At 57.8% G+C, this 14100-nt stretch carries 12 protein-coding genes; 5 read left to right on the top strand and 7 right to left on the bottom strand.

Translation table 11 applies throughout. The annotated features are described in order from the left end of the window. Nucleotides 1-118: 118 nt before the first annotated feature. Genes VN622_13445 through lepB form a run of 3 tightly spaced genes read right to left on the bottom strand, consistent with a single transcriptional unit; the run spans nt 119 to nt 1878 of the window. A complete protein-coding gene (locus VN622_13445; protein HWR36864.1) occupies nt 119-742 on the bottom strand; it encodes an SDR family oxidoreductase in 624 nt (207 codons plus the stop codon). Then, the gene (locus tag VN622_13440; GenBank protein ID HWR36863.1) at nt 739-1230 is read right to left on the bottom strand and encodes a DUF4440 domain-containing protein; all 492 of its coding nucleotides are present in this window, start codon (nt 1228-1230) and stop codon (nt 739-741) included. The genes VN622_13445 and VN622_13440 overlap by 4 nt, the downstream gene beginning before the upstream one ends. 57 nt (nt 1231-1287) lie before the next feature. Next, on the bottom strand, nt 1288-1878 hold the full coding sequence (gene lepB / locus VN622_13435; GenBank protein ID HWR36862.1) for a signal peptidase I: 591 nt from the start codon (nt 1876-1878) through the stop codon (nt 1288-1290). 472 nt (nt 1879-2350) lie between these two features. On the opposite strand from lepB, the gene VN622_13430 reads away from it, so the two are divergent. Genes VN622_13430 through glmU form a run of 3 tightly spaced genes read left to right on the top strand, consistent with a single transcriptional unit; the run spans nt 2351 to nt 5476 of the window. Then, the gene (locus VN622_13430) at nt 2351-2887 is read left to right on the top strand and encodes a tetratricopeptide repeat protein (protein HWR36861.1); all 537 of its coding nucleotides are present in this window, start codon (nt 2351-2353) and stop codon (nt 2885-2887) included. A 45-nt stretch (nt 2888-2932) separates the two neighbouring features. Then, complete coding sequence (yvcK, locus tag VN622_13425; GenBank protein HWR36860.1) at nt 2933-3973, top strand: uridine diphosphate-N-acetylglucosamine-binding protein YvcK; 1041 nt, start codon at nt 2933-2935, stop codon at nt 3971-3973. Nucleotides 3974-4009: 36 nt separating this feature from the next. Continuing rightward, on the top strand, nt 4010-5476 hold the full coding sequence (gene glmU, locus VN622_13420) for a bifunctional UDP-N-acetylglucosamine diphosphorylase/glucosamine-1-phosphate N-acetyltransferase GlmU (protein ID HWR36859.1): 1467 nt from the start codon (nt 4010-4012) through the stop codon (nt 5474-5476). Nucleotides 5477-5479: 3 nt separating this feature from the next. Here glmU and VN622_13415 read toward each other — a convergent pair whose 3' ends face one another. From VN622_13415 to VN622_13400, 4 genes are all read right to left on the bottom strand, one after another. Then, on the bottom strand, nt 5480-6091 hold the full coding sequence (locus tag VN622_13415) for a hypothetical protein (protein HWR36858.1): 612 nt from the start codon (nt 6089-6091) through the stop codon (nt 5480-5482). Between the two features lie 454 nt (nt 6092-6545). Beyond that, nucleotides 6546-7634 carry an AmmeMemoRadiSam system radical SAM enzyme gene (gene amrS / locus VN622_13410; protein ID HWR36857.1) on the bottom strand — a complete coding sequence of 363 codons (1089 nt, stop codon included), beginning with the start codon at nt 7632-7634 and terminating at the stop codon, nt 6546-6548. A gap of 199 nt (nt 7635-7833) precedes the next feature. After that, nucleotides 7834-8358, bottom strand: coding sequence for a sigma factor-like helix-turn-helix DNA-binding protein (locus VN622_13405; protein HWR36856.1), 525 nt, complete (start codon nt 8356-8358; stop codon nt 7834-7836). A gap of 422 nt (nt 8359-8780) precedes the next feature. Further along, the gene (locus tag VN622_13400; protein ID HWR36855.1) at nt 8781-12263 is read right to left on the bottom strand and encodes a GAF domain-containing protein; all 3483 of its coding nucleotides are present in this window, start codon (nt 12261-12263) and stop codon (nt 8781-8783) included. Nucleotides 12264-12510: 247 nt separating this feature from the next. Between VN622_13400 and VN622_13395 the strand changes: the two genes are divergently transcribed. Both VN622_13395 and VN622_13390 read left to right on the top strand, forming a co-directional pair. Further along, on the top strand, nt 12511-13608 hold the full coding sequence (locus VN622_13395; protein HWR36854.1) for an HD domain-containing phosphohydrolase: 1098 nt from the start codon (nt 12511-12513) through the stop codon (nt 13606-13608). 98 nt (nt 13609-13706) lie between these two features. After that, nucleotides 13707-13997 carry a 4a-hydroxytetrahydrobiopterin dehydratase gene (locus VN622_13390; GenBank protein HWR36853.1) on the top strand — a complete coding sequence of 97 codons (291 nt, stop codon included), beginning with the start codon at nt 13707-13709 and terminating at the stop codon, nt 13995-13997. The last annotated feature ends 103 nt before the right edge of the window (nt 13998-14100 follow it).

Genomic DNA, 14100 nt, shown 5'->3' with positions numbered 1-14100 from the left:
GACAGCAACTCACTTATGCACCCTACTGAATGCTTATGCATGTTGAGCTATGAGCGTCTGAGCTTCTGAGCCACTGGGCGAAGAACAACGGCGGGAGAGATATTAAGAGTTCAGCAGCTCAGTTCGTGATCGCCGGAGTTCGACGCACCCACTCCGTGCTGGTCAATTGCTTCAGCATGAAATCCGCAACGTCGGCGCGGTTGATCCAAGTTCCCAGCCCCAGGCACAGATCATCGCCAACGCGATATTTGCCGGTACGAGGCCCGTTGCGCAGTGCCGTTGGCCGAATGATCGTCCAGTCGAGGCCGCTGGCCTTGATCTCCGCTTCTTCCACTTCCTTGTCGTTATATGTCCAGCTCAGAAAAACTGAAATCATCGCCCGCAGAGCTGGCGAAGCGAGCGACCGGCTTTCTGCCACGCCGTATGCACTCTCCATGATGAAGCGCCGCACCCCATGCTTCTGCATTGCGGAGACGATGTGACGCCCAGCGCGCGACTGCACCTGCTTCCCCGCAAACGGCTTCACCCCGAGGCAGGAGAGCACGGCCTCAGCGCCGATAACCACCTGCTCCACGGCCGGGGGGTCGAGCACGTCCCCCTGCACGATGCGCAGCTTGGGATGCGCGATGGTCATGCGCGCCGGGTTACGAGCTAGTGCCGTGACTTCATGTCCGGCATGGAGTGCTTGCTGCGTTAGCGCAAGTCCGGTCGGCCCTGTCGCGCCGAAGATGACAAGCTTCATTTCTGTCCGCCAGTGGGTTGCGTGGGCCTTGGTCGCGGATCGGCTGCGCCGCCATCCCAAACCACCTTGTACGAACCATCAGCCTGCTTCCGCCATACGGTCAGGTAATTTCCTTCCAACTTCGCGGGCTGGCCGTCTCTAACGGTCTCCCTGGTCCATCGCCCACTCGTGTATCCCATCGTACTGTCGGGAAACAACTCTCCACGTATGGGCTCCCAGGTCAGCTTGAAATTGGGATCGGACCATTGCGGTGCCAGAGCCGCGCGCACCGCGTCTTTGCCGCTGACAGGTCTTTCACGATCCAGAACAACGTTGTCGGCCATGAATTCCATCCAGCCGTCAATGTGCTTTTCCTGGGTAGCTTTGTTGAAGTTCCGGTCAGCCTGGAAGAGGACCGCTTCGGGCCCGCTCTGCGCGAGCGCCAGGCACGTCAGTATCAGACAAGCAAAGCACACGGCCAGCAGCGACAGACGGCGAAGAGCTCGCATCGATCCTCCTGTTCGTTTGTTCTTGGCCTTTTGTGGAACAAACTCGCAAATCAACCGCTAACGAAGCTTACCGAGTTTCTCAACTGGCCAGTAAACGAAGACAGCTTTGCCGTAGATATAGCGCTCGTTTACGGGGCCAAACTCTCGGCTATCGCTCGACATGTTTCGATGATCGCCTAGCAGGAAATAGGAGTGCGGAGGAACTGTAACCTCAGCATACGAGCGCTCGTCCGCGTACTCCTCGGGAACGTAGCGTTCCGCAAGTCGCGCTCCATTGACGTAGACACGTCCATCGTCTATGACAATTCGGTCGCCGGCGACCCCGATCACGCGTTTGATGTAGCTCTTTGAAACGTCTCTAGGATATCGGAACACGACGACGTCGCCGCGCTCAATGGGCTCCCAGCGATACACGTACTTGTTGATGAAGATGCGCTCCTGGTCAAAAAGCCCAGGCATCATGCTGGTGCCTTCCACCTTCACCGGCTGGTACAGGAAGATGATGATGAAGGCGGAGACCGCGACCGAGATGATGAGATCGCGCAACCAGACGAGCCATTGGGTACTGAGCCTAGTGCCGCCCACAGACGGAAGGGCACCGGTGTTTTCTTCGGCGCTGCCGCGATTCGATGTAGGAGACTCGTTCATCTACGTATCTGATTCTAAGTCCAACCAAGGCGGCGCGCAAAGGAACAGCTCTGGGGCGGAAACTTCCAGTTCGCCGACCAGAAGCTCACTAATGAAATCGCATCCATACGCTCAGAACCCGCATATTTCCCTCGGTTTCGACATCTTCAGCAGCCTATCCAATCGCAGATTTCTACTGTCCAGAACTGACCACCGCTGCTTGCAGCGCCTAAGGTGCAGTTGACGAGTACCCATAATCTGGGTATAAAAGCGTACTCGCGCTTCCGCTCTTGCTTCAGATACATAGTCTTAGGAGCGGCGGTCGTACGGGGCATGGGAATTTTGTTCCGCGCATTCCCGAGTAGCTACACTTGCGGGTGCAACCCTAATGACCAAGAAAGTTCCAGTAAAACTTAAAGTGTCAGCCTCTAAACCAAGTAAAGCCAGCCAACTTAGGACGAAGAGCCCTGCGCTGAAGAAAGACGTACTTCCGGTGGCAGACACACATGCGCGGCTGGCGCGGAACGCCGCCGACGAGGGTCTGTATAAGCAGACCGTCCACAGCTACGAGCAGGCGCTCAAAGCACTGCAGACGCAGAAGTTCGACCGGGCTAAGGTGCTACTGGAGAAGGTGATTGCCGGCGGCCCTCGTGAACTGGTTGACCGGGCAACGATGCACTTGAACATCTGCAATCAACAACTGGGACGTGTTTCGACAAGTTTCAAGACGCCCGAGGAGCACTACGATTACGCGGTTTCGCTCATGAATATGGGTGACTACGTTACGGCGCGCGAGCATCTCGAAAAACTCATGCGCGACCACCGCAGCCTCGATTTCGTCTGGTATGGACTGGCAATTCTTGAATGCCAGACCGGGCACTCTCCTGAGGCTCTGAACTACCTGGCGGAAGCCATAAGGCTGAACAAGAACAACCGTTTCCAGGCGCGAAACGACTCCGATTTCAGAAATCTGGCGGACGACCCGCGGTTTACGGAATTGCTGTACCCTGAGAACGGCTCAACTTTCTGAGGCGTTGTTGCGCCGATCCCCCTCGGCGTACGCTTCAACGATCCCATGGCTGATAGCTCGACGGTGAACACGGACGAACGTGTGCTGAAGGTGGTTGCCATCGGCGGAGGTACAGGCTTATCCGCCGTGCTTCGCGGGCTCAAGCACTACGTTCCGCGCCCCGGCGAGAAACCCAGCGAGCTCTCAATTTCGCGGCTCGCAGCCGTGGTTTGCGTCACCGATGATGGCGGGTCCAGCGGACGGCTTCGCAAAGAACTGAACGTCCCTCCGCCCGGCGACATTCGCAACTGTATGGTCGCGCTCGCCGAAGATGAAGCCCTGCTCTCAAGGCTCTTCCAGTACCGATTCTCAGAAGGCGAGGGTCTGGAGGGTCATAGCTTCGGCAACCTGTTCCTCACGGCGCTGGCACGCATCACCGGCGACTTCGCCGAAGCCGTTAAGCTCTCCTCTGCCATCCTGAAAAGCTGCGGCGAGATATTCCCGGCCAGCACGACCGACGTTCAACTCGACGCCGAGATGTCCGACGGCTCTCGCGTACGCGGCGAAACCAACATCACGGCGAGTCAGAACCGTATCGTGCATCTGCGCCTGGTGCCCGCCAATGCGCGTCCGTTGCCCCAGACGCTTTTGGCCATTGCCGAAGCAGACCTCATCACGATTGGCCCCGGATCACTGTTCACCAGTCTCGTTCCGAACCTGCTCGTGCGGCAGGTGTCGAATGCAATCGCGGCATCAGCGGCGACCAAGGTTTACGTCTGCAACATCATGACGCAGGTGAATGAAAGCCTTGGGCTCACGGCGGCGGACCACATGACCGCGTTGTTCGAGCACGCCGGACGCAAGGTCTTCGATTACGCGATGCTGAATGGCACTCCGGTGCCGGAAGACGTTCGGGCAAAGTACGCGCTGGAAGGCTCGACACCCGTCGTGCACGATCTGGACCGTATTCGCGCGCTCGGCGTGGAATGTGTCGTTGGCGATTACCTCGACAACAGCGGACTGGCACGGCACGACATCGCGAAAATCGCTCGTGATCTGCTCTCGCTTGCCGTGCGCGGACGTCGGGCAGCGTCACTCTCCAGTTAGTCCCTGCGCTGCCGCCTGCGCGGTACAATGTCGGCAATGCCAAGCCAGAAAAAGAGCCACTCGAATCGCGGTCGTGTCGCTCCTGTGAATTCGCAACGCTTCGCCATCGCCATCCTTGCCGCGGGCAAGGGCACCCGCCTGAAGTCCCAGCACCCCAAGGTGCTGCATGAGATTGCGGGGAGGCCGTTGCTTGGCCACGTCATTGCCGCGGCTTCCGCCGTTGTGCCCCCCTCGGACATCTTCGCCATCATCGGCCATGAAGCCGACCGCGTGCGCCGTGCCGTAGATTCGACCGGCGTGAACTTCATCGAGCAGAAGGAACAACGAGGCACCGGGCATGCCATCATGCAATGCCGCGATGCGCTGCGTGACTACGACCATGTGCTCGTGCTCTCCGGAGACGTGCCGCTTATCCGCCCGGAAACGATTGCGAAAGTGCGCGAAGCGCACCTGCACCAACAGGCGGCGATGACCATTCTGACGGCGCAACCACCCGATCCTTTCGGCTACGGACGTATCTTGCGCCTCAAGCACGATGGACGGGAGACTGATCACGTGTCCGCCATCGTCGAGCAGAAATCGTTGTTGAACAATCAAGTCGCGCTCGCCGAAGTGAATAGCGGCATTTACGCGTTTGCCGTTGCCCCGCTGTTCAGGAATATCGACCGCCTCAGCACAGACAATCCTCACCACGAGTTCTATCTGACTGACATGGCCGCGATCCTCGTCGGCGGAGGCGAATCCGTGCTGGCCGTGCGGTCGGATGATTGGCAGGAGGTGCTTGGGGTAAACACGCGTGCGGAACTTGCATATCTCGATAGCCTGCTGCGTGCGCGTAAGTGTCAGCAACTGATGAACGCCGGAGTTTCGATCTTCAAGCCGGAGACCTGCGTCATCGATGCAGAAGTGACCGTTGGCCCTGACACTGTGATTGAGCCGTTCGTGCAACTGCTTGGCTCCACTTCAGTCGGTAGCGAGTGTCGCCTGCGCTCGTATTCCGTGGTCACAAACAGCCGCATCGCGGACAACGTTCTCATTCGCCACGGATGCATTCTCGAAGACGCTACGGTTGAGTCCGGCGCGATACTCGGGCCCTACTCGCACCTGCGGCCCCAGAGTGTGATTGGCGAGAACGCGCACGTTGGAAACTTTGTGGAGACGAAGAAGACGAAGCTCGGGCGCGGCGCAAAAGCGAATCACCTGACGTATCTTGGCGACGCGGAGATTGGCGCCGGGGTCAACGTGGGCGCCGGGACCATCACCTGCAACTACGATGGAGTGAACAAGCACACGACGGTAGTGGAAGAGGGCGCCTTCATCGGCAGCGATACTACGCTGGTAGCGCCGGTGCGTGTCGGCCGGGGAGCGTACGTCGGAGCGGCGTCTTGCATAACGCAGGACGTGCCAGAAGACTCTTTGGCAATCGCGCGTGGTCAACAGGTGGTGAAGGACGGGTGGGCAAAGCGGAGGCGGGAAGAGCGCGGCAAAGCGGGCAAAGCTTGACCGTCAGCTAATGCCTCTCTCGTCGTTGGCCTGGAAAAGGGCTTCGCACAAATCGTGCGTTTCCGCCCGCACTAGTTGAACGTGTACGACGGAGTAAGGACTGGCCAGAAACTTGAATCGCAGTGTCCAGATGCCCTGGGCGCAATCCACCTCCAGGGTGTGTTCGTCGTTGTGCCAACGGAAAAAGGTCTGCTGCGCGCGCTGGAACAGCGACTCGAGTTCCGCGGCGTCCAGTGACACACGGAAGATATTTCCAACCGTCTGACCGCGATGGATCAGCACAAGATCGCGCGACGTTCCGAACGGTGCAACACTCAACGTGTCGTTCGGGTCTTCCTTGATGCGCCTGAGGATATCTCCGGCGACGATGCCCTCGGCCTCCCATTGCATGTCGGCGCGCTCCATGATCTCGACTGTCTGGCCGCCGGGAATCTTGGCTTCCACTACGCGTCCACCTTCGTCGAAGGTCATTTCGTCCTGAAGGATGAGCAGTGCCTGCTCGATGCACGACCCCTCCCAGCCGGACTGCATGGACATTTGTCCATCGCGATCGACGGAGATGCGTCCGCATTCCGGACACCACCATAACTGTCCTTCGGGTGCGAGGTTTTCCATTTTCTCGAACGAGCCGGATATGAGGGGAGTAGGGGACGAAGGCCCAGTGCTGCTCATTTCCAATACATCATCCCACAGCAGCACACAGTTGAGCAAAGCAGCAACCCGCGCCCTCTTCAACACAGGCCACCGCGAACGCCTGACAGCGTAGAAGCGGCCACCTTCGGGATAAGCCTTCGTTGTTACAGCTCTGCGGGCAGAACCTGCACTGTTCCGGATCCGTCGCAGACTTCGCAATCGCAATACGTGAGGCCACAAGTCTTGCAATCTTCGGCAGTGAGCGCAGGCTGTTGCTCCATCCCTGCCGGAGCGGCACCGGTTTCAGGAGAATGCTTGATGTCCGTCATGGCGAAAGAGTGCCAGTTCTCTACTACGTCAGGCCATGACGCGCGTCACTGCCCTGTTGTGACGTAGCTTTGCCTTCGAGCTTTGGCTTCCCTCACTTGCGAATTCGCTACACAGTTGAGGGATGCAGATGGCCCACCCCTCGCCGGTTTTCAACCTGCGCCTTCGTGAATACTCCTACGATTTCAGTTCCGCAGTGTATGCATTTCCCGTTGCGAATCTCGTTCGCCAGGATTGCGTGCCACGAGCGCCGAACAATACGGCGCTTGCATCCGGGGCATATGGTGTCTCCACCGTCGCTGAAGATATTGCCTTCGTAGGCGTACTTCAGTCCCATGTCCAACGCGAGCTTGCGCGCTTTATGCAAAGTTTCAGGCGGAGTTGCAGGCTTGTCCATCAGCTTGAAATCGGGATGGAATGCCGTGAAGTGCAGCGGCACATCGTCGCCGAGGTTTTCCAGCACCCAGTCGCATAGCTGTTTCAGTTCTTCGTTGTCATCGTTCAGCGTCGGAATGACCAGGTTGGTGACTTCGAACCAGACGTTCGTCTCGTGACGAAGCCAGCGCAAGGTTTCGAGCACCGGCTTTAAATGCGTCAGCGTCACCTTCGAATAGAACCTCTCCGTAAACCCCTTCAGATCGATATTCGCCGCATCGATGTGCTCGTAAATGTCGAAGAAGGCTTCGCGTGTGATGTAGCCGTTCGAAACCATCACGGTGTTCAAGCCGCTGCTGTGCGCCTCGCAGGCGATGTCGATGACATACTCGCCCCAGATAGTCGGTTCGTTGTACGTGAATGCCACGCTCGGAGCGCCGTATCGCTGCGCCAGTTCGACCACCTGGGTGGGGTTAAGCTCCTCCGCGTGCACCTGGTCGGCTCTTGCCTTGGAAATATCCCAGTTCTGGCAGAAGAAGCAGCCCATGTTGCAACCCGCCGTGCCCATCGACAAAATTTTTGTGCCAGGGAAAAAGTGGTTCAGCGGCTTCTTCTCCACGGGATCTATCGCCACGGCAGCGGGTCGGCCGTAGCCGAGCTGCAACAGGCGTCCGCCCTCATTCCTGCGTATGAAGCAGAAACCAGCCTGACCGTCTCCGATGTGGCAATGCCTGGGACACAGATAGCAATGCAAGCGGCCATCCGCCATTCGCTCCCACCAGCGCGCCTCGGTTTCGTGTTGCGTGAATACTGGTAACTTCATGGTAAACACTTCGAACACATTCTAACGCGATTCAAGTTAACGTAAACGCAACCGTTGGCTTCCCTTCTCGAGCTTACTTTCCAAGCTTATCTATCGTCTCTGGAATCGCTTGCAGCATGACCAGAATCAAAAAAGCCCCTCTTGGAAGAGGGGCAGTGATTCAGGAGAGAGAAGTCTCGGCGCTCGCGAAGAAACTCTTCTACCACACCATCTTGGAGACGAGTTCACGGATGCGCAGTCGCGCCTGATGGAGTGCGTAGCGGGATTCATCTACAGCCAATCCGAGCGCGCGTGCGATGCGATCGTGCGCGTAGCCCTCGCCGTCGTGCATCAAGAACACGAGTCGTTCTGTGGCGGGCAGTTGCACAATTGCGCGCTCAAGGTGCACGCGTTTTGTGTTGCGGCGGATATCAGCCACTTCCGTGGCCAACGCACACTCCAAGGTCAGTGAGCCAATGGTCATGAGCTCGCGTACTTCCGCGATCAAAGCGCGGTCAATCATGTCTTCGTCCGGCTCTTCAGTCATTGCAAAGGCGCGGCGGAAGGTGCTATCCAGCAACTCTTCAGCCGCAAGCTCGTTATCGGTCATCCAGAACGCCAGAGAGTACACGCGATGACGGTTCTGTTCGTAAATCTCCTGATACTTCTCCAACCGTCCTTCGGCGGCAGCGGGTATAAACGCTGCAAAACCAGTAATTTTTGCTTCCTGGATGCTGTTTGCCATTTTTGCCCCCAATCGAAAGTGTTGCGTGCAAGGGCTTCCTTCGCCCCAACATTGATCTCAGTCTTTTCATTGCACTTCGCACGCCACTCCAACTACTCCGGCCAGCCTTACAAACCGGCGGGATCTGTTGGCCTGCGCTGCATAGAGGTGAGGTGTAGCAATCCCCCTGCCCAAAGGAACCGCACACTTAAACTGTGTGTGGAAAACATGCCAAACCGTTATGTCAGTGACACGTACGAACCGGTGTTGGACAGCTAAGGTTCTCAGTACGACTATCTGCACCATCGCTAAGGCAGCGTCAAGCTAGAGTGGAGTTGCCGGAAAGTGGTACGGGGATACACACAATGAGCTGCCAGGTAGGTAAAATTTTCGAAAGACTTTTTTCGAGGCGGGCAACTTTCGCAAGTTTTGGAGAGTGCGAATTATGCGCCGGCGGCTTTCGCTTTCTGCGCCACGCGACGAACGATCGCCAGCAGATCGGTTACTTCGAACGGCTTCACGATGCACGGCACATCATGCTCGTCGAGGAACGCACGCATCTCGCCGTCGGATGCATGCGACATTGTTACGATAATGCGCCGTTCCATCCCGGGCCGATTATCGCGAACCCAGCGGTAGATGTCCGGCGCCGTCCATCCACCCGGCATCTTGCCGTCGATGAGGATTGCATCGAACACATCGCTTTGTAACCGCGCGATCGCTTCTTCGCCGCCTGTCACGGCGACCACTTCTGCGCCTGCACCAACGAGCACTTCACGTTCGAACTCCAGGATCGATTCTTCGTCGTCAACCAGTATGACGCGTCCTCGAACGATGCTCTCGGCCATTCGCAGCGCAGTAGCCTCTTCGGCGCTGCGCACCGTCTCCGTGCTTGGGACTCGAACCTGGAAGACGGCGCCACCTTCCGCGTTGTTGAAGGCAACAATGTCGCCGCCATGTTCCTTCACGATGCCGTAGCAAATACTGAGTCCAAGGCCAGTTCCCTTGCCCACCTTCTTGGTCGTATAGAACGGGTCAAAGATTCGCTTAGCGTCCATAATGCCCGGCCCTGTGTCGCGGAACTCGGCGCATACCTGACCATTGTCCGCGAACAAACGGACGCTCAACTGGCCTCCGCGAGAAACTTCCAGGATGGCGTCGGAACTGTTGTTGATGATATTCAGGAAAACCTGCTCCATCTGGTGCGCGTCGGCGATCACCGCCGGCAGGTTCTCCTCAAACGTGCGCTGAACAGCGATGTTGTTCAGCTTAAGGTCGTAATCGCGCAAGGTCAGCGTATCCTCCAGCACGCGTCGCAAATCACAGTGCTGCTTCACGGGCTTCCGCTGGCGCGCAAAAGACAACAGGTTCTGCACCACACGATGCGTGCGCTGCGCCTGTTTGTAGAGCTTTTGCACGAAGTCCCTGCTGCGCTCGTTCAGTTCTTCGTTTTCCATCAATTGCGCATAACCCAGGATGGCAGTGAGCGGGTTGTTCAACTCATGTGCGACGCCGGAGATCAGTTGTCCGACGGCGGACATCTTCTCGCTCTGTAATAATTGCTCCTGGGTGCGGCGCAGGTCTTCGTACGCGCGCGTTGTCTCTTCGTACAGGCGCACCTTCTCGATGGTCGTTGCCAGTTGCCGAGAGATTGCGACGAGCAGGTTTTCATCCATCGGCGCGAATTCGCGCTCGCAACGGCTACTCACGCCCAATGCACCGAGCGGCTTGTCCTGCGACCACAGCACGATCCAGATCCAGGATCGCAATCCCTCGGCCTCCACGAATTTCCGAATCACCGCAGGCATGTGCGGCAAGTGTTGCTGCGTCACGACTTCCGTGCGGGACGCCACAATACGCGTCCAGAATTCGTCCATCATCTCCGCATCGAACACCAGCGGGCCGAGGTCGCTGCGATGGCCGAATGTTGCTCGGCGGCGCAGCGTGCGCGTCTCCGGGTCCACCAGGAGAATTGAGCCGGTCTCAGAGGCGAACAGTTCGGCAACGTGCCGCAGCGTCACATTTAGAATTTCGTCCAGGTCGAACGAGTGCGTCGCGATTACGGCAATGGCGTTCAGAACGTGCAGTTCGCGATTTCGCCTGCGTATCTCGTCTTCGGCGCGCTTCTTCTCGGTGATGTCCACCAGGAAACCCTGGTATCTAGTGATATTTCCTGCCGCATCGCGACTGGCGAAGCTATTCTCCAGCACGGTGAGGCGTGAGCCATCCTTGCGGCGCAGCACTACTTCGTAGTTACGAACGTATCCGGATACGGCAATGCAATCGGTGTAGATCCGCCGATGCAAAGGCGAGTGATACAACTGTGTCGGGATATCGAGCGCGAGCACCTCTGCCCTGCTTTGATAACCGAGCATGCGTACGAAGGCGTCATTGCAGTCCAGCATGCACCCGTCAGGCGTTGAAATAAAAACACCTTCCTGCACCTCCTCGAAGAGCAGACGGTACCGTTCTTCCGCGGCGCGGCGTTCCGTGGTGTCGCGGATCACGTGAACGGTACCCGTGCCTATGTCGCCCTCCTCCGAAAACGACGAAGTGGACACTATGGAGAACCCGCCAAAACATGGGTCTGGCGCTTCCACCATCTGGTCTGGAAGCCGGCAGTAAGGGCAGCCCTTCTTCGCGTTCGGCAATACCGCCGCGCAGGTTTTCTGCACGATGTCGTCGTGCTTTCGTCCGAGCTTGCGCAGCATGGCGCGATTCGCCGTCATCATCTGTCCATGGGCGTCATGCACCAGAATGAGATCCTCAATCGAATCGAATGTTCCAACCCACTGCTTCTGGGATCGCAGTACCTGCTCGAACATGCGCAGGCTCTCGACCGCGATGCCGAGCTGGTTCGCCGTGGTAATCAGAAAACTGAGTTCGTCCTGCGTATATGAGCGATGGGACCCCATTCCAAGACTGACGAAACCCAGAACGGAGTTCTTGCCGGACACTGGAACCATGATGACGTGGTCGAAGCCGCTGCGTTCAAAGATAAGGCGCGCTTCAGAATCCATCACCTCGGTGCGCAGCATCGTCGGGATTTTTTCGTCCAGAAGCCGAGAGCCGTCGCTCGCGCTTAGATTCATCGCGCCACGCGCACCCAGGAATTCCGGCGACAGTCCGATGTGCTGCATAAGGAGTAATTTGTCACCTTGCAGCAAGCGGAACCAAGCAGCCCGTGCCCCTGTCAGCTTCTTCAATTCTTCCAGCGCCGTAACCATCACCGGCGCATAGTCCCGCGCTTCGGCGATCGCCGTGGTCAGCGCGTTTACCAATTGCAGCCTTTGCGCTCGCCCTCGCGAATCGTCGAGCACGATCACCAGCATGCTGATGCCGAAGAGCACCTCGATGATTGTGTCGAGCCCGCTTGTGGTATGTAAGGAAGAATTGCGCTCGTCCATGTGAAGGAAGAGCAGCATCACCGTCATGAGCCATGGCCCTAGCTCCCGCCGTCCGCGGCAGAAGAGCGCTAGATGCACAGCGCCTGTCAGCGTGATGACGCGATACATGAGGTGTACTACCAACATGAACCCGTCAGAGTCTGGAAACCAGGTGGTGCGCGCGACCGCCAACGTGACTGTCAGTACGCCGGTGATAGCTATCGGCAGTAGATATTTGCGTTGGCTGGTATAGAACAGAACGGCAGAAACGAAAAACGTGACTGCGACCACGAAGGCTGCCTGCGAAGCCGCCGCAACCCCAAGCAGGCCCGGAAAGAGATCTCCTGCGCCACCCGCCATGCGGTACAAGAAATAGAACAGCCAGCCGAATATCCAGACGGCAAGGTAGCGTTCGCGGTAGGTGCGATACACAAGAACGGCAGCCGCAATCATCACGAGAATGCCCGGTGCCTGAGCCAGCAGCGCAGGGGCAGTAAACTCGCGAACGAACACCATCGACGAGAAGATGGCAAGGTTCATCGCATCAGTCAGAAGGTCGTCCCGTGTATACCATCCTCATTAGGTGCGAATCCAGCCTCATCTCACGCTTCAATCGTTGACGAACCAGCTTTGTTATTGGACACCCATCGCACTGGAGCCCCTCGACTCTTCGCGATTTTCGAGCGAGTACACAAACAGTCACCGATAAGCTTCACTTTTCTCTGCCATTTCTGGGACGTGCATGCAAAAATCAGAGTTTCCCAGGGTAGAAGGCTTCCTGTACACCATGGCTCCTGATCGAATTCTTGTTGTCGATGACGAGGAACCCATCCGGGAAATCGTCTCCTCCATGCTTACCGCCGCCGGACTCCAGTGCCGGCAGGCTGCTTCCGGCATTGAAGCTCTCGCAATCCTAGGTTCCGGCGAAGAGTTCGAGCTCATGCTCTCCGACCTCATGATGCCAGAACTCGATGGCATAGGGTTGCTGGAACGCACCAAGGAACGTTATCCAGACATGCCCGTCGTGATGGTTACGGCCGTGCACGACGTTTCCGTAGCGCTGGCCGCCATACGAAACGGTGCATACGATTACCTGCTGAAGCCCTTCGAGCGTGAACAACTGCTCGCAATGGTTCGGCGCGCGCTGGAAAACCGTCGGCTCAAGCTTGAAAACCGCGCATATCAGAGCAATCTCGAAGCTCTGGTCGGCGCCCGCACCGAGCAACTGCGGCAGGCCATGGCTGATCTGGAACGCTCGTACGACATCACGCTGGAAGCTCTGGGCGACGCGCTCGATTTGAAGGACGCTGAAACCGAAGGCCATTCTAAACGCGTGACTGCGTTCACTATTGCGATGGCGAGAGCGATGGGCTTGACGCCGGAAAGAATCCGCGTTATCGCCCGTGGCGCGTTCCTACACGACATCGGCAAAATGGCCATTCCGGACGCGATTCTTCGCAAACCAGGCGCGCTCAGCGATGAAGAAGTATCCATCATGCGCGAGCACTGCTACCGCGGATATCAGATGCTCCGCAAGATTCCATTCCTGCAGGAAGCGGCCGAAATCGTTCACGCTCACCAGGAGCGATTTGACGGTTCCGGATACCCGCGAGGCCTTATCGGCGAGCAGATTCCGCTAGGCGCGCGTATTTTCGCGGTCGCGGATACTCTGGACGCGATCACATCCGACCGTCCGTACCGCGCTGCACAGAGTGTGCAGGCTGCACGCGAAGAGATCGTTCGCTGGTCCGGTCGCCAGTTCGACCCACGCATTGTCGAGACCTTCGTCTCCATGCCGGAAAGCATCTGGCGAGACTTGCGTCGCGAGATCGACTCGCAGATTCATCGCTTCGCTTACAAGGTGGGCAAGCCCGCTCAGGCTTAGTGCGGGTCACAGATGCAATCGGAATGGCCGATCGCACCCGCGCACGCGATTCGCCTCAAACGCCCTTTTCGCGATACTCTTCTGCCTGGGGGTGATACGTGCCAACTCCTCTGCCTGACAACGACATTCAGCAGGCGCTCTCGGGTCTGCCACACTGGACGCGTGCCGGCGATTCCATCCAGCGCAAGTTCGAGTTTCCCGACTTCAGGGGCGCTATGGCCTTCGTTACGAAGGTTGCCGACATCGCCGAATCCATCAATCACCATCCGGACATCAACATCAGCTACAACCACGTGACGCTGTCTCTCACCTCGCATGATTCTGGCGGCATCACCAATCGTGATCTCAAGCTTGCAGCCCAGATCGACGACGTGCTTGATAGCCGCTGAGTGATGGGCTGCCGTTTAACCAATGCGGCACTCGCGCGCAGGTGAACGTGCGACAAGCCGTCAGAAAAGAATTGTAGGAGGAAACAGCTTACCTTCGGGATGG

The sequence above is a fragment of the Clostridia bacterium genome, assembly GCA_035561135.1.
GTDB lineage: Bacteria > Acidobacteriota > Terriglobia > Terriglobales > Acidobacteriaceae > DATMYA01.
This window is presented reverse-complemented; position numbering and strand designations above follow the sequence as displayed.